A 23493-nucleotide genomic window follows, 5' to 3' on the forward strand; every position below is an offset into this window, starting at 1 on the left:
GCCAGCGCCGCGAGCAAACACAAGCGCGAAAAACGTAAAAAACGCATTCCCATAACCCACGGTTCACGTTCCAGGCCGGCGGTCACGGTCCCGTCACGGCTTGCCCGGCCCGCTCGTTCAGCGGCTATGGACGGAAAGAGAAACCGCCGCGTCCTGGCAGCAGCGCTCGCAGTGTCGCTTGCGGTGCACGCCGTGCTGGCCACTTTCGTTCACGTTCGCTTTGTTGAAGCGAAGCCGTATCAAATACCAACCGTCATCACGCACATCTGGGTGCGTCCGAAACTTACGCCTCCTCCGAAGCCGCACACAGTGGCATTTGCTCACCATCCTGTTCAAATCGTGCGCCCGCAGATTCAGCGGCCCCATGTAGCCCCGAATCTGCACGGCGTCGTGGCCATCGCGTCGCCGGGAGCAACCGGCGTGCCAACTGCGCCGGGCAACACCGGAACACCCGGCGGCGTGATCGGTCAACCGGATATTCCCGTGGGTCCGCCCGCGCCCGCGTGCAGCGACCCCAATGTGGATGCGAAGACGATCGTGGCGATATCGCCCGACGCGCCGGCGAGTGCTTACGGCGGCGCAACCGACGTGACTGCGATGATCAAGGTGGATCTTGACGCGAGCGGACGGATTCTGGGCGTCTCGGTGTATCGCTCGGCGGGCTCGCTCGAACTCGACCAAGCCGCGATGCAGGCTGCTCGCCAGAGCACGTACTCTCCCGAGGTGCGTGACTGTCAGGCTGTGCCCGGCTCGTATCTCTTTAAAGTAGAGTTCTCTCAGTAAAGCCGCGCGCCGTTCGCAACGCGCGCTTCCGGTGCGACCAGCACCGTTTGACCCGCGTCATCGGGCACGCCCAGCACTAGGACTTCGCTTGGAAATCCGGCGATACGCTTCGGCGGAAAATTCACGACCGCGATAATTTGCTTGCCGACGAGGTCGGCCGCACTGTAATGCGCCGTCAGTTGCGCACTCGAGCGCTTCGTGCCGATCTCGTGGCCGAAATCAATTGTTAACTTGTAGGCCGGCTTGCGGGCTTCGGGCAACGGTTCGGCTACGGTAATTGTTCCGGTCCGCACATCGAGCAGCGCGAATGCTTGCAGTGTTGAGTGGTCTTGCATGCCCGTCAGATTGTGTCTGTCTGCTCGTCCATTCCTTTATGCGCTTGGAGATAATCCGCGGCCGACTTAATGATCTCTACGTTCTCTTTTAGAAACCCGATAGCGATGTTGCAATAGTTGCATAAGAGCCCGCGGATTTTACCCGTCACGTGGTCATGGTCAACATACAGGTGCTGGACGAATACTCTCTCGTATCGAGAAGCTTTAGGGGCCGCGCACTCCTTCCAATGAGTTAAGCAAATGGCACAACGGCCATCCTGTGCTGCAAGAAGTCCCTCCAGGTCTGCGATCGACACTCCGTAAGTACGCAGGTAGTAATCGTTCCGCATTTTCTTACGATAGCGTTGGCTACGGTGATAGTATTCGCGATTCCAAAGCGTCGTACAAGCCCGACACCGCGAGACCCCGCTTGGTCGAACGTATTTCAATGCACCGCAATTACCGCAATAGTCGCTCTTTCTCATGGATAGATAATAAAAAGTGTGCGTGCCAACTGTATGGCATTCTGAAACTAATGTGATAAAACAGCCGCCGAAATTTGCATTCCGGCGGCTTAAATTTGCCGAGAGTCGGAGTCGAACCGACCACCCCGCACTTTTCAGGCGCGTGCTCTACCAGCTGAGCTATCTCGGCTTAAGCGACCGCCTTCGCTTCAACGCGCGTTAGTGGCTCCCTGTTCCGGGCAAGTATTATTGCTCGGTGAGTATCGGAAATATTTTGTTTGCGTCGCATATACCTGGGCCGGCCGTGCTGAAGCAAACTTGGTGGGCGTATGGGCCGTTCGCGCCTATGTCGGGGATGAAAAACCATTCGGCACCGCGCGGCGACGAAAGGGTCGTGCCGGAAGTTCCGGCGATACTCGCTCGGCCCACCGTCGTGTAACTCCCGGTTCCGACACGCCAAGAGTCAGCGGAGAGACGGCTAACTCGAATTTCATTTCCCCTGGGCAAGCGGTATGCAAGCGACGTGGGGGCTTGCGTTTGCACGACGGGTGCCATGGTTGGCGCGATCGTCTTAACCGCTGTCGGCGCATGCGTTGCCACTCGAGCGGCAGGCGTACTTCGAGCCCGCATGATCGCGTGCTTCGGAATCGTTGCGACCGGCGCGGCTGTACCGGCGACGTAAACAAGCCGCGGCGTAGGTTGCACCGCGACCATTGTTGCGTGTGCGGGCGTTGGTTTCGGCGCGGCTTTCCTATGCTGCGCCGTCGCTCTTGCAACCGCGTGTGAAACGACGGCGGTTCGCGGCCGATTGAAACTAAACGCGAGCGCGGCCGCAATGGCCACGACAACAATCGCGGCGGCTCCGGCAATATACGCCCCCGTCATTTTGCGCGGTTGAACAGCAGGCGCAGAAGCCGGCGGCGCAACGACCGGAAGGTCGAGCAAGCGCTGCATCATCGCAACGAGCTCGTTAAGCCGCGTTTCCATTGGTGGCGACATGGCATCGAGCCAATGCACGCGTGTGATGTAGTATTTCAGGTCGCCGCTCGGGACGACGTTCTCAATCCGGAACGGCACGATGATCTTGCCGCCGTCCGAGGCCACCTCAAGTTCGCGCAACACGTGCTCGGAGCGATTCGCGTTCCCGGAAAAAATCAACAAGACCACGCGCGCGGCGCCGATCGCGTCGACGAGTTGACGTCCGTACGGAATGCCGGGAATCGGATCGCGCGGAGCGATCCAACAGCGAATGCCCGCGCTTTCTAACTTCGCGCAGGCCGCGTTGGCAATCGTCTTGTCCTCCGAGGAGTAACAGACGAAAACGTCGTGGGCCATTCCCCCGTGTTATTATTGATGGCGATGAAAACGGCCTTCGATATATTGCCGCTGGTTATCGGCGTTGTCGGTCACCGGGACACGCCCGCGGACGCGGAGGCGCCACTGCGCCGGCGGTTCGGCGAAGTTCTCGATCGCCTGCAGTCGGAGCACCCCGCAACGCCTCTGCTGGTCCTGACGGCACTGGCCGCGGGCGCGGATATTTTCGCGGCTGAAGAAGCACAGGCGCACGGGGTCGCCGTCATGGCGTGTCTGCCGATGTCGCCGGAACGATTCGAAGAAGATTTCTCGCCGCCGCAGCGCGCGCGGTTCCACAAGGTGCTTGCCGGCTGTTGGGACGTTACCGTCCTCGGGACGTCGGAGAACCGCGAGCACGATTACATCGCTGCGACGACCTACATCGCATACTATTGCCAAATTCTGGTCGCGCTCTGGGACGGAAAAGCGGGGAGAGGGCCGGGCGGAACGTCGGACGCGGTTCGCCTTCGGACGACGGGCGTTTCGAATGTACGGACCGGCGCGATCGTGCCTTACGTGCCGGATATCGGGCCGGTTTTCCACATCGTAACGCCGCGGGAAGGTCAGGCGGCGCCGGATGACGTTTTCGGGCTGCATGAAATTCATCCACGGCGCTTTAGCTCTGACCGCCGCGGCGAGCGTGATTTCCGGGCCGCCATTGCGCATCTCGATTCGTTCAATCGCGACATCGCGCGGGAGCTGCGCCCGGAAGGCGATCGATTGACGGCGCTCATGAAACAAACCGACGCCGTCGCGAATCGCTTGCAGCGAGACAGCGTCCGGTTCATGCGCTTCGTTTATACGATCGGTTTTATCGCGGGCGCCGCGCAGATCGTGGAACTCGGGCCCGCCGGCGTAGCGATAAAAGCCGGCCTGCTATTTATTGCGTTTGCGTTTTTTGCGATCGCGCGCAGAAACGACTACGAGAATCGTTACCAAGATTGCCGGGCGCTGGCGGAAGGCTTACGCGTACAAAAAGCGTGGCGCTGCGCGGGCTTGCGCGATCGCCTGGTGGATGCGTCCTATCTACGCATGCAGCAAAGCGAACTGCAATGGATACGGCTGGCGCTGCGCACGGCATATTTGATTTTCGGCTCGGAAGAACCAATCAACGAGTCGCCCCGCCATCCCGAATGTCTGGATTGGATTCGCGGGCAGTGGCGCTACTACTACAGCGCGAGCCGGCGCGAGGCGAAGCGCGATCGCCGGTATAAACGGCTGACGGCCATCGCCACAGCTCTGGCAATAGTAATCTCCGGCGCGGCCGGAATCGCGCTTGCGGCCACAAGCGGTTTTCAACTCGGTCCTTTCCAATGGAGCGGCATAACGATCCCGTGGGTCACCGCGAACAATCAGCTCGTCACGTATTTGGCCACCGTGCCGATGGCGCTCGCGGGTCTGATGGCGCTGCTGATGCGTTCGTTCTCCGAACACGAGGCGTACAGCGAAAATACGCGACGGTATCAACGCATGTTTGTCGTCTTCGATTTCGCACTCCGGCGCCTACATAAGATCTACGATCGAGGCTACGCGGGTGACGCGGCCGCAGTGATCGGGGAGCTCGGGCACGAGGCACTTACCGAACACGCCGATTGGCTAATTCTCCATCGCGAACGCCCGTTGAGCTTCATGCACGGCTAAAAAAAGACGCCCCGCTTGCGCGAGGCGCCCTCTTTAGATGCTCTGCCTGTTAGTGGCCGGCTTGACGGCGAGCCGAAACGAGCTGTACTTGAACCGTCGATCCTTGGCTGACAACCATGTTCGCACGGTTGTTCTTGGCGGTCAGATAACCGCCGGCCGCGCCGACGAGTCCGCCGCCGCTGGCGCCGTGGAATATCCACTTGCCGAGGATGTTACCAACAACCATGCCGCCGACCGCGCCGGCGACTTCCTTAAGCGTGTTGTTCTTGGTAACGGCGTTCCAGCCGGTCACGACTCCGACGATCGAATACGTCGTGCCGTTCGTGAGCACTAGCCGGTTCAGGGTGATGCGAAGCTGGGCCGGGCGGCCTTGTCCGGCGCTGACCACTTTCGTGACCGTGCCGTACATCTTCGCATTGTAAATCCCGGCACCCGGAGCGCTCACGTTAGAGATGGACACCATCTCGCCGACGTAGGCATGTCCGGTGTCGATCGTCTGATTGATCTGGCCGCTGAGATTGGTCCCAGCCGACAATGCCAGGGCCGTTCCGCTAGCAAAGACCGCCAACACCAGGGCGGCCAAGGGTGAGATGACGCGCATGAACTACCTCTTTCTGGACGGGTTCCGCCTACTTAACGGTTTCCGCCCCAGATTGTTCCCACTATTGGGTCGGTTGCTCGCTTGTTCCCCGTCTCGGCCCAAAAACAACCAGGCGCCAGGCCCCGGGCTATACGGCAGCCTTCGAGCGCTCCGAGGTGGTCGGGTCGATCCGGTTTTTCACTTCGTTGACGGCGTTCGCCGGGAAACCGCCACGCTGCGCGTGTTCGCGCACTTCTTTCTCGCTCGGGGCGATATACACGCAATAGACTTTATTGCCGGTCACGTAACTCTCGACCCACTGAATCGACGGCCCCATGTCGCGCAGCACGCTGCAGCTCTTAGCCGAGATTGCCTGCAGCTCGTCGCCGGAAAGATCGCCGGCGTTGGGGATCTCGCGTTCGATAATGTATTTAGGCATGCGTAGCTAACCTCCAGTCGTCGTTAATGAAGTGTGTTTTTCCAAAACCTGACGGCCCGCTCCCACGACAGTTGAGCTGCCGCGGCATCGTAATGTCCCAAGCCCGCGCTGCCCGGCGGATTCGGATTTGCGAATGCGTGCTTCGCGTCGTACCAGAAGAGCTCGTAAGAAACGTGCCCTTCCTTTAACCGCTCCTCGAGTTTCTCCACGCTCGCGGGCGCAAAAAAATCATCGTGCTTGGCAAAGTGGCATTGCAGCGGAATTTTGATAGTCGCGGGGTCGCCGGCTTCGGGCGGCGGAAAACCGTAGAAGACGACGGCCGCGTCGGCTTCGGGGACATGCATCGCCACCAAGAGCGTCAACGCGCCGCCCATGCAATAGCCCGTCACGCCGGCTTTTCCGCCGGACTTCTTCAAGTGCTGGATTGCGCCGCGGACGTCATGGGTCGCCGCGTCGCCGAAATCAAGGCCTTCCATTAAATGGGTCGCTTCGTCGCCTTTGGCGGCGGTGCGTCCCCGAAAGAGATCCGGAACCAGTGCGCGATATCCCAGCTCGGCGTAGCGATCGGCGATGGCTGTCATGTCCGCAGTCACGCCCCACCATTCCGATATGACGACAATTCCGGGCGCGTTCTCGGGCGATTTCGGCGCCGCATAATATGCCGGCGTCGACTTCCCATCCGGACGCGTGCACTCGATCCTCTCTCCCATGCGCGACCCTCCCTTAAATCGTGGCGCCTTCCTCCGAGTCTTGCCTGTCGAGGTTTTCGATTTTCTCCTTGAGCAGCCACTCGTTGGCGGCGCGGAGCCGTTCCTTCGTCGTGCGCGTCAGCAACCATTGATAGAGCGCATCGTCGGTGGTGTGAACCTTAATGGCCGCGTCAAACTCGCCCGGGGTGATTCCCCAGCGGTCCATTACGCCTTTGTCCATCGGACACGGATAGATATAGTCGAAGATCGTTCCGGCGGCCGAAGCTCGCGCCTTGTCGTGAAGTCTGGCCAGCCAAAGCGCGTCGCCGATCGGGTCCCGGCCGCGCCGCGGAAAAGTCTTGCCGTCTCGAAAATCAGTTGCCATGGTGGCTGTAACCAAAACCGTGCGGACAGGGATGCAATGAAGCGGCCGTTTGCGAAAGGCGCCCTATGACCGCATACGCACCCTCGGGGGCTTTGCCGGAAGAACCGCGCTGGCATGCGGCGCTGGCGGCGGTGGCCGCCGTGGTATTGTACACGACACTCCCGCCCAGGATCATCGTCGGCCCGCTGTGGCTGTTGCCCTTACTGGTCTTGGGAATTCTCATTCCGCTGCTCGTTTTGTCGCCGCACCGGCATCGCGAAGGCGAGTGGGCGCGAGTGGCGTCGATCGCACATATTGCGGTGCTCACCATTTTCAACATTGCGACGGTCGGACTGTTTATCTATCAGCTGCTGCATCGCAAGCACTCGTTTTCGGGCGAGCAGCTCCTGCTGGCCGCGATCGAGGTGTGGGTGACGAACATTCTGATCTATTCCTTGTGGTTCTGGGAGATCGACGGCGGCGGGCCGGCGGCGCGTTGTCATCAGAGTTTTGTGGACAATCCCCAACGCGGCGATTTCATGTTTTCGCAGAGTTTGCTCGATCCGGAGCTGCGCAAGCGATCGACCTGGCGGCCGCGCTTCATCGACTATCTTTTTCTCGCATTTACCAATGCCACCGCCTTCAGCCCAACCGATACCTTCCCGCTGACGGGACTCGCCAAGACGCTGATGATGGCGGAGGCTCTAACCGCGCTGGTAACGATCGCGATCGTGGCCGGACGCGCGGTGAATATGGTCGGCGGCTAGGGCTCTAGCCCGCGGTTGTGCATGACCTGGTACGTGTGCATATACGCAACGGGCTGAATCGCGATGTCGCCACGGAACGGGTAGTCGAGCTCGGCGATGAGCATAAAGATGAGCGAAATTACAGCGGTGAGCGCGGCAACCATGATGTGCTGCGCGAACGGGCGATCGACTTTAAAGTAGAACGAGAAGAAGATGGTGATGAGTCCGACAGCCAGCATCGCCGACCATAAGACGTTGGGGATGCCGGTCATGTTGTCGCGGATGCGCTGGCGTCGAGCATCCAAGAAACGCGACGCAAACGCAAGCGCCTGGGACTGAATCAAGCCTGCCTGCGGGGTTGTCGCCTTCGTGTTCGCCACGATTGCTTGAAGACGGTAGGCAGCGTCGTGGGCGCGCAAACTTTCGCCGCCCTGTTTCATGAGCGGCCACTCTTCCGTCAGCAGCAGCGACATGTACTCGTCGACGCCGGCCTGAATTTGACCGCGCGACGGTTGCGGCAGGACGCTGGCTATGTGGTATAAGTCCGAGAGCGCTCCGGCCTCAACGAGCGTGTTTTGTCCGGCGTCATCGTAATCGTGCCACACGCCGGCTACCATAAAGGACATCATCACGGCCAGCACCGTTCCGAGCATTCCAAGAATCGATCCGGCAACGTCGTTGTGCGTGATCAGATCGTTGCGCGTTAAACGCTCGCGGGTCAGGTGCAATGCCAGGCCGGTGAGCGCGCATGATACGAGCACGACCGACGGTATGAGGATCCACGCCGGTAGGGCGTAGACCCACGCCATCATTAGTAGCCGCCCTCGACGTTATGCATACTGTTCCACGCGTGTTGAAGGGCCGTCGGTTTTACGGCGATGTCGCCGCGGAATGGGTAATCGAATTCAGCGATCAGCAACATGACCACAGCGATTACCGAGGCGAGCGCGGCGACCATCAAGCGCTGCTCGAACGCGTTGTCGACGCGAAAATAGTACGAAAAGATGACGACGATGCACCCGACGAAAATAAGCGCCGCCCACACGAGTCCCGGAATTCCGTCATCGTTGGCGGCGAGGCGCTGACGGCGATAGTCCAAGAAAGCATTTGCCGAATCGAGCGCGTGCGATTGCAGCATGATGACCTCTGACTCTTTGGGGTGAAATGCCGTAATCGTGTTCAGGACGGCGTATCCCGCATGATAAGCCTCAACGCTATGATCGCCCCTGCGCATCAGCGGCCACTCGACCTTGATCACGAGCTGCATGTACTTATCAAGACTGGTTTGTATTTCACCACGGGTGGGCTGAGGAAACGCATCGGCGAGGTGGTGCAGGTCGGCCACCGAGTTGGCTTCCTGTTGAACGATGTTGGCGGCCACGACATATTGGGTCCACACGTTGATGAACATAAACGAGAGCCCGACGGCGAGGACGGTCCCGATCGTTCCGAAGATCGCGCCTGCCACGTCGTTGTGCGGGATCAATTGGCTGCGCCGAATCAGTGTGCGAGCCAAATGGAGGCCGACCAGGGACAGTGCGGTTGCCATAATAACCGCAACTGGGACAATAACCCAGACCGGTATGCCGTATAACCACGTCACGCCGCCTCGGTTCTCCGCTGCAACCTCACACTCCGTCGTCGTATTGTAGGACGGGACCGGAGGTGGGAGGAAACGTGGCCGACGCCCAATCGCGGGCGGGTGTGATGTAATGGTAGCCTGTGACCTTCCCAAGGTCGACGCGCGGGTTCGATTCCCGCCACCCGCTCATTGCGGCGACGTAGCCAAGTGGTAAGGCAGAGCTCTGCAAAAGCTCCATTCGGCAGTTCAAATCTGCCCGTCGCCTCAAAGTTTTCATGGTTGTAGTTTTTGGCGCGGGCGCGATCGGTGGCTTCATCGCCGGCGCGCTGGCGCGTTCGGGTATTGAGGTCGGCGTTGTCGCGCGCGGCCGGCACCTCGAAGCCATCAAGCAGCACGGCCTTCAGATCGAAAGCGTCTTAGGAAACTTTGAGGCGCGCGTTGCCGCATCGAACGATCTGCGCGACTTTGACGCGACGTATGTTCTGCTCACGTTCAAATCTCACCAATGGCACGGTGTGCTGCCGCAATTCGAGAAAGCGGTAAAGTCCGGCGCGACGATCGTCACTCTGCAGAACGGTCTACCATTTTGGTTCGAGCGCGACCGCGCGCTGGAGAGCGTCGATCCCGGCGGACACATTCGCGCGGCAATTCCTTACGAGCAGATCATCGGCGGCGTCGTACACACCTCGGGAAGCGTGCTGCGGCCCGGATTCATTCGGCAGAGCGGGAACACGCTTTATCCCATCGGCGAACTCGATGGTTCGGTTAGCTCGCGAATTACGGAGCTGTCCAAGTATTTCGAAGCTGCCGGCCTGCACGCGCCGGTGGAAACGGACATCCGGCGTTTAGTCTGGCGCAAGCTCCTGGGAAATCTCGCGCTGAACCCGATCAGCGCGCTAACGGGGGCCACGGTGTCGACCATGCTCGACGATCCGCCGACGCGTGCGATCTTGCGCGCTATTATAGAGGAAGGGTTAGCCGTTGCTCGGGCGGCCGGCACGGAAGTCGGAGTTTCCGCCGAAGAGCGACTCGATATGGCCAGGCACATCGCCGACGTCAAGACCTCGATGCTGCAGGATCTCGAAGCGGGTAAGCCACTCGAGCTGGAGCCGATATGCGGCGCCACGATCGAGATTGCGCATCAGTATGGCGTACCAGTGCCGCACATTGAAACAGTCTACGCACTAACGAAGCTGCTGTCATCCGGTATGTCGTCGTGAGCACGATGTCATCGTGAGGTATCGAACGACCGCGAGCGATAGCGAGCGGCCCTGAGGTATCGAAGGGCAGCATGAACCTCACGGATCTCGCGGGTGTCGGAAAAGAAACGGCAGAGCGTTTTGTCGAGCTCGGCATCGAAACGCCGCTCGATTTATTGAACGACTTCCCATTCCGCTACGACGACTTGCGGATCGTTACGCCGGCGGCAGAGCTCGGTATACCCCGACCCCTCGTTACCTCGGGGCCGCTCGCTGTCGCTCGCGCCCCTTCGACAGGGGCTCAGGACTCGATACCTCACGATGACAAGCGTTCGATACCTCACGATGACAGCGTTGACAGCCCGGAAGAAAATGCCGTCGGTACCATCGTCTGGACGCGGGAAAGACGTGCGCGGCGGTTGGCGATCGTTGAAGCGGAGATAGCCGACGACTCCGGCACCTTCGTCGCAAAATGGTTCGGCCGCAGCTATTTGATGGGCGCCCTGCGCAAAGGCATGCGAGTCTTCGTGCGCGGCCGCACGCAGCGCACGCTGGCCGGGGCCGTTATGAATGTCGCAACCCACAAGGTGCTGCCTGACGGTGAAAGCTATCGCGGCGAAATCGTGCCGGTCTACCCGGCCGGAAAAGACCTGACCTCGCGCAAGATCCGCCAAGTCGTCCAACGCAACTTGCCCAAGCTGCTTGCGCTCGTGGGCGAGGAGCCGCTGCCGAAGGATATACTAAGGAAGCGCAAATTTCCGGCGGTGCAGGACGCATATCGCGAGATGCACGCGCCGCAGACTCCTGAGACGGCGGAAAAAGCGCGCGAACGGTTCATCTTCACGGAGTTTTTGGCGCTGGCATTGGCCGCGCAAATGAAACGTCAAGCACGCGCTATCGAACGCAATGCTCGCGCGCTTCGCGTTCCGGGCGAACTGCTGGCTGAACTGCAGCGCGAGATTCCATTCCCGCTCACCGCCACACAGCGACGCGTGATCGCCGAGATTTGGAACGACATGGCGCAGGACGCGCCGATGAACCGGCTCTTGCAGGGTGACGTCGGCAGCGGGAAGACACTGGTCGCAGCGGCGGCGATTCTACTGGCCGCGCGCAACGGCGTCCAGTCCGCTTTGATGGCGCCGACGGAAATTCTGGCTGCCCAGCACGCCGCCAAGCTCTCCCCGCTGCTGATGCCGTTCGGAATCGCGGTGGAAGCGATCTTCGGCAGCCAAAGCGCGAAGTCACGCGCGAACGCGGTAGCGCGTTTGGCGGGCGGCGAAGCTGCGGTTGCGATCGGTACGCACGCGTTGCTGACGCAAGGCGTGGATTTCGCGCGCTTGGGGCTCGTCATTATCGACGAACAGCATCGCTTCGGCGTCGAGCAGCGTGCCCGGCTGCGGGCCAAAGGGACCGCGCCGCACACGCTCCACATGACGGCCACGCCGATACCGCGCACCCTCGCACAATCGATCTACGCGGATCTCGATCTTTCCGTGATCGACGAGCTGCCGCCGGGGCGGTCGCCGATAGAGACCTACACGCTGCGCCGCAGCCGCCTGCCGAAAGCCTATGAGTTCGTGCGGAAGAACGTGGCGCTGGGACGTCAAGCCTACATCGTTGCGCCGGTAATCGATGAGTCCGAGCATGCACTAACGAGCGTCGTTGCCGAGCAAGAACGGCTGCAGCGCGAAGTCTTTCCCGAATTGAAACTCGGCCTGCTTCACGGCCGGATGCCGTCGCGTGAAAAAGAGAGCGTCATGCAAAGCTTTGCGCGCAATGAAGTGCAGGTGCTCGTCTCCACAACGGTCGTTGAAGTCGGCGTAGACGTGCCGAACGCCAGCGTGATGATCGTGCTCGATGCGCAGCGCTACGGGCTTTCGCAGCTGCATCAGCTTCGCGGGCGCGTTGGACGCGATACGTCACAGTCGTACTGTCTGCTGATCGCGCCGGATGAGGCCGCCGAGCTCGAACGCCTGCAGATTCTATCTGAGTCGAGCGACGGGTTCGAAATCGCAGAAGAAGACTTGCGCCTGCGCGGGCCGGGCGAGTTCGCGGGTACGGCGCAATCGGGCTTGGCAAGTTTTCGCGTTGCAGACTTAGTGCGCGACATCGCTATCTATCGGGATGCAAAGGCCGCTGCAGAAGAGATCGTCGCGCAAGATGCCGGCCTCAGGCTGCCCGCTCATGCGGGGCTGCGCTTGTTAGTTGAAGGAGAGCCGAGCGCTAGGGCCATGCTGCTCAGCTCTTGAATGCGCCCGCCATGAATCGCTTTCGTTTCGGACTAGCCTCCATCGCGCTGAGTCTGGGATTGTTGGCCTGTCTCAACCAGGCATCGGCCAAATCGCTGACCGTTACCCGCGCAACGCTGCCCAACGGGCTGAAGATCGTCGTCGTGCACGACTCCCTCGCGCCGGTCGTAACGACGATGCTGAACTACAAGGCCGGTTCCAATGATCAGTCGATCGCAGGGCTCGCGCATGCGACCGAGCACATGATGTTCCGCGGCAGCCAAACGCTGTCGTCGTCGCAGCTCATGGATTCGGTCGACATTACCGGCGGCAACTTCAACGCCGACACGCAAAGCTCGATCACGCAATACTTCTTTACCGTGCCCGCTCAATATCTCGACATCGCGCTGCGCCTCGAACGGTCGCGCGCGACCGGCGCGCTGTTGTCGCAAACGCAATGGAACGACGAGCGCAAGGCCATCACCCAAGAGGTCACCCAAGACAACAGCAACGCGTTCTACCGGCTGGTCACCAAGATGCAGGCAACGCTGCTGGCCGGCACACCCTATGCGAAAAACGGGCTCGGCACCGTCTACGATTTCGCGCACACGATCAACCATCCACAGATCTTAAACTTTTACAAGACCTGGTATCATCCGAACAACGCGGTCTACATTATCGTCGGCAACGTAGATGGGCCGGCGACGGTCGCGCGCATCCGGCAACTCTTCGGAGACATTCCCGCCGCGAAACTGCCGCCGCGCGAAGCCGTCAATCTCGGCCCATTGAAGACGCACCTCTATCACGACTTCAGCGACCAGCCGTTCACGGCCGTGCTGCTGGGATACCGTCTGCCCGGATTTACCAGCAAAGATTTCGCTGCGGCAAATATTCTGTCCGATATCCTCAATAGCCAGCGCGGCGATCTCTTTGCGCTGACGGCGCAAGGTAAGGCATTGGGCAGTGAATTCGTTTTGCAGCCGTATGCCAAAGTCTCCGTTGGTTTGGCGCTGATGGTGGTACCGGTGACAACGAAGCCGGAGGTTGCCGACGGCCTAATGCGCGGCGTGATCGAGAATTACCGCAAGTGGGGCGTCCCGGCGGATCTCGTGCAAGCGTCGATCCGGCGCGAGATCGCGCAGCTCGAATATAATGCAACCTCGATTGAAGGCCTGGCCACAGAGTGGAGCGACGCGGTCGCCGTGCAAGGACTCAGTTCGCCGGATGACATGATTGCCGCGTACAAACGGGTGACGCCGGCCGACGTGAACCGCCTGTTCCGCACCGCCCTCGCCAGTTCGAAATCGGTGGCCGCGTACGCCGTGCCGAAGAATCTCGGCAAGATGAGCGCGGGCGGCGGCGCGCTTGCCAAAGAAAACAATTCCATTCCGCCGAGCAAGCACGAGCTGCTGCCGGTTTGGGCGCGCGACGTCTTGGCGCATTTGCAGGTTCCGGCGCAAACGCTGCATCCCGTCGTAACGTCGTTACCGAACGGCTTGCGCATCATCGTGCAGCCCGACCATTCCACGAACACGGTCACGGTAACCGGCGACATCGACAACGATCCCCAGGTTCAAGAGCCTGCGGGTAAAGAAGGCGTCGATTCGCTGACCGGAGATCTTTTTGGATACGGCTCCGCCTCGCGCGACCGTTTGGTCTATCAGCGAGAGCTCGATTCGATCGCAGCCAACGAGTCGGGTGGAACGTCGTTTAGTCTTCAGGTACTCAGTGGCGATTTCGAACATGGCGTGCAGTTGCTCGCCGACAACGAACTGCATCCGCGGTTCGTGCCGCAGTATTTCGACATCGTGAAGAGCCAGGAAGTCGGTTCGCTGACCGGCGTCGAGAATTCGCCGGATCATCTGGCTGCGGTCGCCACGGCGAAGGCGCTCTATCCGCCGGGAGATCCGGCGCAGCGTTTCGCCAACACAACCACCATGAGTGCCCTCACGCTCGACGATGTGAAGCAGTATTACGCTGCGGCGTACCGGCCCGATCTGACGACGGTCGTCGTGGTCGGCGACGTCACGCCGGCGCGCGCGCGGCAAGTATTGGCGAAATACTTCGGCGCATGGACTGCGCACGGGCCAAAGCCGCAGACCGAACCGCCGCCGGTGCCTCCGAATAAGGCGAGTGCAGCCGATATTCCGGCGACCGGTCGCGTGCAATCCAGCGTGCAGCTTATCCAAACGTCCGGAATCAAGCGCACGAGCGCCGATTGGCCGGCGCTGCAAGTGGCCAACACGATCCTTACCGGCGGATTCTATTCATCGCTTCTCTACCATGACTTGCGCGAGGTCAAGGGCTACGTCTATTACGTGAGCAGCGGACTGAGCACCGAAAAGACGCGGTCGTCGTTCAGCGTGAGCTACGGATCCGATCCTTCAAAGGTCGTGCCGGCCCAGCAGCTGGTCGTGGCGGACTTAACGCGTATGCAAAGCCAGCCGGTTGCGGCCGACCGTCTACTTCGCGCGAAGGCGCAATTGATGGGTGAGATTCCGATAACTCTTGCCAGCTATGACGGCGTCGGCAGCATCTTGCACCGGTACGCCTCGCTCGATCTGCCGCTGAATCAAAACTTGATCGACGCCCGCCGCGAACTCTCGGTGACGGCGTCGCGCGTGGCTGCGGCTATGCGCAAGTGGATTCGTCCGGACGATTTCGTCCGCATCGTAACCGGCCCAGGCCCGAAGTAATGCCGCCGGTCAAAGCCGTAGGCTTTGACATAGACCACACGCTCGGCATCGACAACAAGCTCGAACGCGTTGCGTTTCTGCGCTTGCTCGACGCAGTCTGCGAACAAGGCGGGCGCGCTCTAGGAACGCTCGCGCAAGAGAGTGCGCGCATAGACGATCTGCTCGAACGGCAGCGCAGCGGCGCATTTTCAATCGACGAAGCCGTCGAGCGATTCGCGGCGGAACGCGGCGCGCGCTCGCCGTCGAGTTACGTCGAGCCCTACAAACGAATGGCTGTCGAAAGCGTGCCCGAGTTTTTTGTGCCCCAGACCGACGCGCGGATGGTGCTTGCAGAACTAAAGCGCCGCCACATTCCGTGCGCTATCTTGAGCAATGGCTGGCCGGCGCTGCAAGAAAGAAAAGCGCAGTCCTTAGGCTTTGACGGACCGGTGCTCGTCGGCGAGGGGCCGGGCACGCAAAAGCCCGGCGCGGCTGCTTTTGCGGCTCTCGCTCGCGCGCTGTCGGCCGAACCCGGCGACGTAGCATACGTCGGCGACAACCCGCGAGCGGATATCGCGGCCGCGATCGCCGCGGGAATGCACGGCATTTGGCTCGATGCGGAGGGCGCGGAATATCCGCCGGAGTTGCCGGAGCCAAGCGAAGTTATCCACAGCCTCACGGAACTGCTTACGCTCCTGTAGAACTTCGCGCGTGTGCCCAAGATCACGGGAGGGAATTTGCGCAGCCGCAAGCTCGGATCGCCCAAGGGATTCAACGTCAGGCCGACGCCGGGCCGCGTAAAGGAGTCCCTGTTTTCGATCCTGCAGCCGCGCATCGAAGGGTCGCGCTTTCTCGATCTCTTTTCCGGAACGGGCGCCATCGGCTTCGAAGCGGCCTCGCGCGGTGCGTCATCCGTCGTTTGCGTCGAGGGGCACCGTGAAACCGCCGACGCGATCCAGGAAGCCGCGAACGAACTCGGCATACAGGACGTGGTGACCGTTGTCGGAGCGCCGGTCGATCGCGCCCTCTACCGGCTCGATCCGGCGTTCGATATCGTGTACGCGGATCCGCCGTACGCGGGCGAACTGCCGTCGCAAATGTTCCGCCTGCTGTTGGAGCGCAATTTGCTCGCGCCGGACGCGCTGGTGATCTACGAGCATAGCGCTCGCATGATTCTGCCCGACGTACCGGGGTACCGCAGCGTCCGCGAAGAAGTCTATGGCGATGTCGCTTTGGCTTTCTTCACGCCGGTAGGATGAAGGCGGTCTATCCGGGCTCTTTCGATCCGCCGACCAACGGTCATCTCGACGTCATCGAACGCGCGTGCCGGTATTTCGACGAACTCGTCGTGGCAGTTGTCGTGAATCCGCAAAAGCGCGAACCCATGTTCACGCTCGAAGAGCGCGAAGCGATGATTCGCGACTCTGTGGCGCACCTGGCGAACGTACGCGTCGAACATTTCCGCGGTCTGCTGGCGGATTATGTTCGCAAGGAACACGCGGCAGTGATCATCAAGGGTTTGCGGGTGGTTTCCGACTTCGAGAGCGAGATGTCGACGGCGCTCATGAACCGGGCGCTGTCGGACGTCGATACGATGTTTTTGATGTCCGACCAACGATATTCGTTCGTCAGCTCGAGCATCGTAAAAGAAGTCTTTTTTCTTGGCGGCGACGTTGGGGCGCTGGTGCCGGATCCTGTGATGCGGCTAATGGCGGCTAAACGCGCGAGCTTACGCACTACGTAAACGGAGGAACCTCATGTCGGTCTATCGCGTTTTGGACAAACTGGAAGCATACGTGCACGATGGAACTTGGCTGCCCGCGGGCTACCGGATTCTGAGCGAAGAGCGCTTGATGGAATTCGTCGAAAAGGTGCGCTCCTCGCTGCCCGAGGAGATGGGCCGCGCTAAGATCATCGCCAAAGATCAAGATCGCATGCTGCGCGCCGCGCAAGAGAAGGCGCAGACGATCGTAAGCGAGGCCGCCAGCAAACATGAAGAGCTGCTCGACGATCACGAGATCGTCCAGCGAGCGCGCACCACCGCGGATGTAATTCTGCGCGAAGCCGAAGAACGCGCGCGCAAGGTGCGCGAGGGCGCCGATCAGTACGCGCTGCAAATGCTCGGAACGCTGGAGAATCGGCTGGCGGGCGCGCTTGGCTCCATCCGCAAAGGGCGGGAAGCGCTGGCGCCACGCGCGCAGACCGAACCGGCCCAGCCGATGGCCGATGCGGCTGCCAAGAGCAAACGCGCGGCGTTCGATGCGCAAGCCAGCGACGAAACGACGGCGCTCGAATCGGTCGAGGTCGTTAAGTAAGCTTCGATGCGGCTGCACCTGGCCCGTAACCGGGTCGCGATTTATGTAGCCGCTGCTTGTCTGCTGGCGCTGTGCGCTTTTATTCCGACGCCCTACTCGCTGATACTCCCGGGGCGCGCGGTCGATCTTGCCGATGTCGTGTCGCTGGGCGGCGGACACCCGGCTCAAACGCGGCTCTATTTGACCGACGTGCGATTTGCGACGCGCGTTACGCCGCTCGAGTTGCTCAGCGCGTTCCTCCCCGGCGTGCGAGTCGTTTGGACGAACGACATTCTGCCGAGCGGCGTGAGCATGACGCGCTATGAAGGCGTCGAGCGTGAGGCGATGAGCGAAAGTCAAACGATTGCGGCCGCCGTGGCGGAGCGCGCCGCCGGTTATCACGTTCCCTCTCCGCGTAGCCGCGTGATGGTTGTCTATTTCGTTCCGCACAGCCGCGCTTCGCAAGTCTTGCGTCAGCTCGACATTCTGGCGGCGGTTGACGGCAAATCAATCTCATCGAGTTCGGATCTGCAAAAGGCCCTGCGCCGTGTGAAGGCCGGTACGGTGGTGCACGTTGGGCTGTTCCGAAACGGCGGCCGGAGGATCGCCGCCGTTCAAACGACAGCCTATCGAGGCAGAACCGTCTTGGGCACCTACCTTACGACGATCTACGAACGGCCACGCCTACCCGTCGGCGTCTCCTTCCATTTGCCGCACGTGGCAGGGAGCTCCGGCGGCCTGATGTTTGCGCTTGAAATCTACCGCTCGCTCAAACGTCAGCCGCTGCCCGGCGAATTGCGTATAGCCGGCACCGGCACAATTGCGTACGACGGAAGCGTCGGGCCAATCGAGGGCGCTGCGCAGAAAGTGGCAGCTGCACGCGCTGCCGGCGCGAGCCTGTTCCTCGTGCCCGCCGAGAACTACGCGGAAGTCAAAGGCACGGGCGGCATCCACGTTGTCCCGGTCGCCAGTTTTAATCAGGCGGTTCACGCAGTCGCTTCGGCAGCTATTCCACAGTAGCGGCACTGGTGCTAGACTGGCTTCAGGAGGCCGTTATGAAACGAGTTCTTCTTTTTGGGATCGCAGCCGTGAGCGCGTTGGCGCTGAATTGTCCGGCCGCCTCGGCGGATTCGCAGACCTTCAATCCGGGATTGGTCCACGCAAACGCGTCGATGCCGGTCAACCATCCAACGGATTATTCCACGAGCTGGCGCGGCATGGGAAACTTCAATCCGGGATTAGGTTTTCGTCAGCAGGCCGTTTTGTGCCACGTTCAATCGGTATTTGGAACAAATACGTCCGGCACGATGACGCCCGGCATGGGCGCGCCGCGCCCGATTGAGGTCGTTTACGTTGCGCGATTGGGATCGACGTGCGGGATGGCGCCGTTCTACGGCTACGGCTTTATGTCCCCAATCAGCCCTTAGACCGGCGGCGCTTGCACGTTCTGCGCGAAAGCTTCGAGCTTCGCGCGATCGATCGCTTTGACGCGTCCGCGGTCGAGTTCGACTGCATTCGCATTCTTTAAGCGCAGCAGCGCGCGAGCCGCCATGTCGCGCACGGTGCCTGCCGCCGCCGCGATCTGAGCTTGCGATAGGTTTTCCACGCCGGGCAAGCCGCGCGTCATACCGACGGATGCGCGCGCATAACCGAGCAAGAATTTTGCGACGCGCTGCAGCACGTGGGCGAACGCAAGGTCGGCAATCGTGTCGATGGATCGCCGGCGTGCCTGCGATGCTTCGGAAAGAAAACCGAGCGCGAGTTCCGCGTCGTTTCTGCAGGCGTGCAGCACGGCCTCGCTTGGCAGCGTCATGATCGTTGCGTCGGTTAAGGCCTCGGCGCGAGTCGTTGCGCCGCCCGTATCGAAGGTGCCGCTGTCGTTGAGCGTGTCATGCGTGAGCCGCTCGCCCAAAGTATGCGTCTTGCCGTCCGGCGAGAGCAGCGTGAGGATGACTTTTCCGCTCTTGACGATCCCGAGATACGGCCACACTTCGCCTTCATCGAAGATCGTTTCGCCCGCGCGGTAAGTCCGTTCCGACATTTGGCCGGCGAGGTCGCGCAGCGTGCTGGCTTTGGCGCTCGCGAACGGCGCGACGTGCTGCAGCAGCGCTTCGGGCTCGGCATTTTCGTCGATCCGCTCGACGCGGATGGTCCACCGGTTGGATCCGAGGTTGCGCGCATCCCAGGAGAACTTGCCGGGCCGCAGCTGCGAGAGCTCGTTGCGCAAGGCCCTCGGATCGTTCTCTTCGTTGATCTCCAGGATTGCGCCGAGGGTGAGCTTGTCGAAGGCTTCTAGGATCTGTTCCGTTCGGTTTGCGGGCTGAAGCGAGCGAGCGTCAATGGCGATCGCCGCCGGCCGGTTCATAGGCATCGGGCGAGTCATTTGGGGGGTTCGCGGCGGGCGCCTGCAAAAGGCTTGGCTCGTGGCTGACAACGACGTGGTGATTCTCGCCGGCGCGCGGACGCCGTTCGGCAACTTTGGCGGAGTGCTGGCTGACCGTACGGCCACGGATCTTGCGGTGGCCGCCGCGGACGCGGTGATTGCCCGCAGCGGGGTCCCGAAGGAGCGCATAGACGACATCGTGTTCGGCAACGTCATGCAGACGAGCGCCGATGCCATTTACCTTGCGCGCCATGTCGGGCTGCGCGCCGGAGTTCCGGTGGGAACGCCGGCGCTGACGCTCAACCGGCTGTGCGGCAGCGGGCTGCAAGCAATTCTCACCGCTGCGAATTCATTGCGCCTGGGACAGAGCACATATGCGCTCGCCGGGGGCACCGAATCCATGAGCCAAGCGCCGCACGTCGTGCGCGGCGGACGCAAGGGCTTCGCGCTCGGCGTGGGCGTTAAATTCGAAGACACGCTGTGGGAGGCGTTGACGGACTCGTACAACGGGATGCCGATGGCGATTACCGCGGAGAATCTCGCGGATCGCTACAAGATTGCGCGCGAGGAATGCGATGAGTTCGCGCTTCGCTCGCAAGAAAATGCGCTGCGCGCCCAAAGCGACGGATACTTTGCCGAAGAGATCGCGCCGGTTGAAGTAAAGGATGCTAAGGGGCAGCCGGTGATCGTCGACAAAGACGAAGGACCGCGCCCGGGGCTTTCGATGGAGAAGCTGGCCAAACTTCCGCCGCGTTTTCGCAAAGACGGCGTGGTTACGCCCGGAAACGCGAGCGGCATTACCGACGGCGCGGCGGCCGTTGTGCTAACCACGGTGAAACAAGCGAAAGCCGATGGCTTGCAATGGATCGGCAGGCTCGTGGGAGCGAGCGTGGTGGGCGTCGATCCGGATATTATGGGCATCGGACCGGCTGTTGCGATTCCGAAAGCGCTGACCGATGCCGGCGTGAAGCGCACCGACGTTGCGATCGTAGAGATCAATGAAGCGTTCGCGCCGCAAGTGCTGGCGTGCCTCAAGGCGATGGAGTGGTCCGATCTCGCCGGCGGAAAGATCAATCCGCATGGCGGCGCAATCTCACTCGGACATCCGCTGGGGGCCTCCGGCGCGCGACTTGCATATACCGCGTTGCATCATCTCCGGCAAAACGGCGGCGGGTACGCCGTCGCATCGGCGTGCATCGGCGGCGGTCAAGGAATTGCAGCCGTTCTTACAGCGGAATGAACTTTAGGCGCCTCTTAAGTCTCCGGTTCCTCATCGACGCGCTTGCGGTGTGCCTCGTGCTGTTTATCGCGTACCGGCTGCTGGTAGCGCCTCGCGTTTTATCGGAAAGCAGCGCCTATCCGGCGCCTGCTGTTCGGTATCAAACGCTGACCGGCGCGCCCTTCGATTTGGCCAAGCAGCGCGGGCACGTCGTGTTTCTCGAGTTTTATGCCTCATGGTGCACGCCGTGCAGAGTCTCGCTGCCGCTGGTGGAATCGTTCGCGCGATCGCACCCGGAGGTGCAAGTTGTGCCCGTAGATGTGGGCGAGCCGCGCGAAGTGGCGGCCGCATTTGCGCACGATCTGGGGCTGGCGAAGGTGGCTATCGATCCGCGTGCGCTGTCACGTGGCTTCTTTCAACTCGATGGCTTCCCGACGATGGTCGTTATCGACGGGCGCGGACGAATTCGTGCCACTTGGCAGGGCCTTAACCCGGCGGTGCAGCTGAACATGGCGCACGCCGCAAAGACGTTAGCGCTGCTCTAGAACTGAAACTCGCCTTTCAAAGGCGTCAAAGCGCAGATCGACTGAATCGAATCGGCGATTAATCTTGTCTTCCAGGTGTTCGAACCGGTCGCTCATTTCGGCTCGCAGATTTGCAAACCCGAGAGCAGTCGCATCGCGCAAATCAATGAGCGTTGTCATGATGTCTTCCAATGTGTAACTGTTTGCCATTACCGGAACCATACGGTGCGACTATTGCCGGAATATTTCCTTTTTGTTAATGCCAGTTGCCGTCGACCTCGGCCATGAGCGTGCGGCCGGGCGTTGCGGTAAAGCCCGGAAGTTCATAGTGCAAGACGTTGTCGTACGGCTTGGCGTAGATCGGGCCGATCGGTTCGCGGGCAAACCCAATCGTCAGATCGTACGTTAAAGTGTCGTCCAGCACGAATGGAAACCAGATGTCGATCGTCGTGCCTGGCTGAAAGGTTACCGGTGACGACCCATCGATCTCAAAATGGAAATAGACTACGGCGGTGGCTACAAATTCATACGTCGTTGGATACGGAATAATCTCGACTGGCGTCGGCGGCCGGGCGTACGGAGTATGGAATGCTCCATTCTTTGAGTTGTTGGCTGAGTAATGTACGGCGATTTCGTATCCCGACGTATCCCAACGAAAACTGCTCAGCTGCGCGCCTTCAGGTTTGATGATTTGAAGGTTGGGGATGTCATACGTAGCAACATCGCACGACGGCACAAACCGACGTGCACCAGCACGCACGTCGGCGTTATGCTTCGCTTGGGCCACAAGAGACGCCGGCAAGCCGGCCTCAGACAGAAACGCAACTGTCGGCCCTGGGGGCACCAATAGTCGCCGATCCCCTTGCAACGGATAGGACGTCGACCCGCCGCTCCAGCAGCCGCCGGTTTTATCGATGTCGAAGGCATCCCACCAGCGATCGAGCGTGCGGATCAGGCCCATCATCCCATGGCCGGAGCCAACGTCCCACGAAAGAAGAGCTGCATCCTTGACGACTACTACGTCCGCGATCTTGGTATTCTTCGGGTCTGCCTTAACGTGCCGCGCCCGGTGCGCCAACAAGCGCTGAGCTACAAAACGAACTTCGTGAACATCACCGCGCGGTCCAAAGTCATCCGCTAAAGCGCACTGGGTCGTGGCAAGAAGCGCGAGCAAGATGAGCGCGTGGCGCACAGTCGGCGGCTAGTTACCCTTCCAAGACGGCTTGCGCTTTTCTAAAAAGGCGCCTGTGCCTTCCTTAAAATCGTTCGTGCCCACCAGCCCGCCGAATTCGACCGCTTCGAGCTCCAGCGCATCGGCAATCGAGAGATGCGCGCCGGAGTTTATTGCGCGCTTACAGCCTTCAATCGCCAGCGGCGCCTTACTTGCGATCGTGTTCGCGATCCGCTTGGCTTCGTCGAGCAGCTGCGCTTGCGGCACGACCTTTTGCACCAGTCCGATGCGCAGCGCTTCCGCCGCGTCGATCGTCTCGCCGGTTAGGCAGAGATACATTGCCATGCCTTTTCCAACGAGCCGTGTCGTGCGCTGTGACCCGCCATACCCTGGAATCAAGCCGAGGTTCACTTCGGGCTGTCCGAACTTCGCGTTCTCGCTTGCAATCATGATGTCGCCTGCCATCGCAAGTTCGCAGCCGCCGCCAAGTGCGAAACCATTGACCGCCATGATGACGGGCTTGGTCAGGCGCTCGATTTGCAGCGTGACGGCTTGACCGGAGCGGGCCTTGGACGCGCCCTGGAACGGGCTGCGAAGCGCGTTGAGCTCGCCGATGTCGGCGCCGGCGGCAAAAGCTTTACTTCCCGCGCCCGTGATTACGATCGCACGTACCGACGCGTCGGAGTCCAGTTGCGTTAAGGTCTGCTTAAGGTCGTCGAGCAACGCGGCGTTGAGCGCATTGAGAACGCTTGGGCGGTTCAGCGTGACGATCGCAACGGCTCCGTCGCGCTCGACGAGGATCGATTGGTCCGTTTCGGGATTCACCGGTTCCGAATTGTCTAATT

Annotated in this window: 26 protein-coding genes and 3 tRNA genes; 16 read left to right on the top strand and 13 right to left on the bottom strand. The window is 60.9% G+C overall.

What is annotated here, in order from left to right; all coding sequences use genetic code 11:
• The first annotated feature begins 126 nt into the window (after positions 1-126).
• Entirely contained in the window at positions 127-783 is a 657-nt protein-coding gene (locus tag VFO29_03975) for a TonB family protein (protein ID HET9392672.1), read from the top strand.
• Here the strand turns inward: VFO29_03975 and VFO29_03980 are convergent.
• The 3 genes from VFO29_03980 to VFO29_03990 all read right to left on the bottom strand — a co-directional run bounded on the left by VFO29_03980 (position 777) and on the right by VFO29_03990 (position 2896).
• Positions 777-1118, bottom strand: coding sequence for a tRNA-binding protein (locus VFO29_03980; protein HET9392673.1), 342 nt, complete (start codon positions 1116-1118; stop codon positions 777-779). The genes VFO29_03975 and VFO29_03980 overlap by 7 nt on opposite strands.
• Before the next feature lie 560 nt (positions 1119-1678).
• Positions 1679-1751: transfer RNA gene (locus VFO29_03985), tRNA-Phe, on the bottom strand.
• Between the two features lie 56 nt (positions 1752-1807).
• Complete coding sequence (locus VFO29_03990; GenBank protein HET9392674.1) at positions 1808-2896, bottom strand: TIR domain-containing protein; 1089 nt, start codon at positions 2894-2896, stop codon at positions 1808-1810.
• Between the two features lie 24 nt (positions 2897-2920).
• Between VFO29_03990 and VFO29_03995 the strand changes: the two genes are divergently transcribed.
• Positions 2921-4555 (top strand): hypothetical protein, encoded by a 1635-nt coding sequence (locus VFO29_03995; protein ID HET9392675.1) that lies wholly within the window; start codon positions 2921-2923, stop codon positions 4553-4555.
• Positions 4556-4604: 49 nt separating this feature from the next.
• Here the strand turns inward: VFO29_03995 and VFO29_04000 are convergent, their stop codons facing one another.
• The 4 genes from VFO29_04000 to VFO29_04015 form a co-directional block, all read right to left on the bottom strand.
• A complete protein-coding gene (locus tag VFO29_04000) occupies positions 4605-5156 on the bottom strand; it encodes a hypothetical protein (GenBank protein ID HET9392676.1) in 552 nt (183 codons plus the stop codon).
• 127 nt (positions 5157-5283) lie between these two features.
• Positions 5284-5574: a DUF4242 domain-containing protein gene (locus VFO29_04005; GenBank protein ID HET9392677.1), complete on the bottom strand. Its 291-nt coding sequence runs from the start codon at positions 5572-5574 to the stop codon at positions 5284-5286.
• 23 nt (positions 5575-5597) lie between these two features.
• A complete protein-coding gene (locus VFO29_04010) occupies positions 5598-6284 on the bottom strand; it encodes a dienelactone hydrolase family protein (protein HET9392678.1) in 687 nt (228 codons plus the stop codon).
• Between the two features lie 13 nt (positions 6285-6297).
• On the bottom strand, positions 6298-6648 hold the full coding sequence (locus tag VFO29_04015) for a DUF5069 domain-containing protein (protein HET9392679.1): 351 nt from the start codon (positions 6646-6648) through the stop codon (positions 6298-6300).
• A gap of 65 nt (positions 6649-6713) precedes the next feature.
• On the opposite strand from VFO29_04015, the gene VFO29_04020 reads away from it, so the two are divergent.
• Positions 6714-7394 carry a hypothetical protein gene (locus VFO29_04020; GenBank protein HET9392680.1) on the top strand — a complete coding sequence of 227 codons (681 nt, stop codon included), beginning with the start codon at positions 6714-6716 and terminating at the stop codon, positions 7392-7394.
• On the opposite strand, the gene VFO29_04025 is transcribed toward VFO29_04020, so the two are convergent.
• Both VFO29_04025 and VFO29_04030 read right to left on the bottom strand, forming a co-directional pair.
• Positions 7391-8185 carry a hypothetical protein gene (locus VFO29_04025; GenBank protein HET9392681.1) on the bottom strand — a complete coding sequence of 265 codons (795 nt, stop codon included), beginning with the start codon at positions 8183-8185 and terminating at the stop codon, positions 7391-7393. The two genes, VFO29_04020 and VFO29_04025, sit on opposite strands and share 4 nt — an antisense overlap.
• The gene (locus VFO29_04030) at positions 8185-8976 is read right to left on the bottom strand and encodes a hypothetical protein (protein ID HET9392682.1); all 792 of its coding nucleotides are present in this window, start codon (positions 8974-8976) and stop codon (positions 8185-8187) included. Before VFO29_04030 ends, VFO29_04025 begins: the two co-directional genes overlap by 1 nt.
• Before the next feature lie 95 nt (positions 8977-9071).
• Here VFO29_04030 and VFO29_04035 point away from each other — a divergent pair.
• From VFO29_04035 to VFO29_04085, 11 genes are all read left to right on the top strand, one after another.
• Positions 9072-9142, top strand: a tRNA-Gly gene (locus VFO29_04035).
• Between the two features lie 6 nt (positions 9143-9148).
• Positions 9149-9220 (top strand) — tRNA-Cys (locus VFO29_04040).
• A gap of 10 nt (positions 9221-9230) precedes the next feature.
• Entirely contained in the window at positions 9231-10175 is a 945-nt protein-coding gene (locus tag VFO29_04045) for a 2-dehydropantoate 2-reductase (GenBank protein ID HET9392683.1), read from the top strand.
• A 71-nt stretch (positions 10176-10246) separates the two neighbouring features.
• On the top strand, positions 10247-12403 hold the full coding sequence (gene recG / locus VFO29_04050) for an ATP-dependent DNA helicase RecG (GenBank protein ID HET9392684.1): 2157 nt from the start codon (positions 10247-10249) through the stop codon (positions 12401-12403).
• An 11-nt stretch (positions 12404-12414) separates the two neighbouring features.
• On the top strand, positions 12415-15078 hold the full coding sequence (locus tag VFO29_04055) for a pitrilysin family protein (GenBank protein ID HET9392685.1): 2664 nt from the start codon (positions 12415-12417) through the stop codon (positions 15076-15078).
• Positions 15078-15758 (top strand): HAD family hydrolase, encoded by a 681-nt coding sequence (locus tag VFO29_04060; protein ID HET9392686.1) that lies wholly within the window; start codon positions 15078-15080, stop codon positions 15756-15758. Before VFO29_04055 ends, VFO29_04060 begins: the two co-directional genes overlap by 1 nt.
• 12 nt (positions 15759-15770) lie before the next feature.
• Positions 15771-16316 (top strand): 16S rRNA (guanine(966)-N(2))-methyltransferase RsmD, encoded by a 546-nt coding sequence (gene rsmD / locus VFO29_04065; protein HET9392687.1) that lies wholly within the window; start codon positions 15771-15773, stop codon positions 16314-16316.
• Entirely contained in the window at positions 16313-16801 is a 489-nt protein-coding gene (gene coaD / locus VFO29_04070; GenBank protein HET9392688.1) for a pantetheine-phosphate adenylyltransferase, read from the top strand. Before rsmD ends, coaD begins: the two co-directional genes overlap by 4 nt.
• 13 nt (positions 16802-16814) lie before the next feature.
• Complete coding sequence (locus VFO29_04075) at positions 16815-17372, top strand: hypothetical protein (protein HET9392689.1); 558 nt, start codon at positions 16815-16817, stop codon at positions 17370-17372.
• Positions 17373-17378: 6 nt separating this feature from the next.
• The gene (locus VFO29_04080) at positions 17379-18371 is read left to right on the top strand and encodes a PDZ domain-containing protein (GenBank protein ID HET9392690.1); all 993 of its coding nucleotides are present in this window, start codon (positions 17379-17381) and stop codon (positions 18369-18371) included.
• A 35-nt stretch (positions 18372-18406) separates the two neighbouring features.
• Positions 18407-18778, top strand: a complete 372-nt coding sequence (locus VFO29_04085; protein HET9392691.1) for a hypothetical protein — start codon at positions 18407-18409, stop codon at positions 18776-18778.
• Here the strand turns inward: VFO29_04085 and VFO29_04090 are convergent.
• Entirely contained in the window at positions 18775-19734 is a 960-nt protein-coding gene (locus tag VFO29_04090) for a DUF2249 domain-containing protein (GenBank protein HET9392692.1), read from the bottom strand. The genes VFO29_04085 and VFO29_04090 overlap by 4 nt on opposite strands.
• Positions 19735-19774: 40 nt before the next feature.
• Between VFO29_04090 and VFO29_04095 the strand changes: the two genes are divergently transcribed.
• The gene (locus VFO29_04095; GenBank protein ID HET9392693.1) at positions 19775-20974 is read left to right on the top strand and encodes a thiolase family protein; all 1200 of its coding nucleotides are present in this window, start codon (positions 19775-19777) and stop codon (positions 20972-20974) included.
• A 47-nt stretch (positions 20975-21021) separates the two neighbouring features.
• Positions 21022-21498, top strand: coding sequence for a TlpA disulfide reductase family protein (locus VFO29_04100; protein HET9392694.1), 477 nt, complete (start codon positions 21022-21024; stop codon positions 21496-21498).
• On the opposite strand, the gene VFO29_04105 is transcribed toward VFO29_04100, so the two are convergent.
• From VFO29_04105 to VFO29_04115, 3 genes are read right to left on the bottom strand one after another with little or no spacing between them, the layout of a single operon-like run.
• The gene (locus tag VFO29_04105; protein ID HET9392695.1) at positions 21484-21687 is read right to left on the bottom strand and encodes a hypothetical protein; all 204 of its coding nucleotides are present in this window, start codon (positions 21685-21687) and stop codon (positions 21484-21486) included. The genes VFO29_04100 and VFO29_04105 overlap by 15 nt on opposite strands.
• A 46-nt stretch (positions 21688-21733) precedes the next feature.
• Positions 21734-22669, bottom strand: coding sequence for a hypothetical protein (locus tag VFO29_04110; protein HET9392696.1), 936 nt, complete (start codon positions 22667-22669; stop codon positions 21734-21736).
• Between the two features lie 9 nt (positions 22670-22678).
• The gene (locus VFO29_04115; protein HET9392697.1) at positions 22679-23473 is read right to left on the bottom strand and encodes an enoyl-CoA hydratase-related protein; all 795 of its coding nucleotides are present in this window, start codon (positions 23471-23473) and stop codon (positions 22679-22681) included.
• Between the last annotated feature and the right edge of the window lie 20 nt (positions 23474-23493).

Origin of the sequence: Candidatus Rubrimentiphilum sp., from assembly GCA_035710515.1 — a bacterium.
Lineage (GTDB): Bacteria > Vulcanimicrobiota > Vulcanimicrobiia > Vulcanimicrobiales > Vulcanimicrobiaceae > Rubrimentiphilum.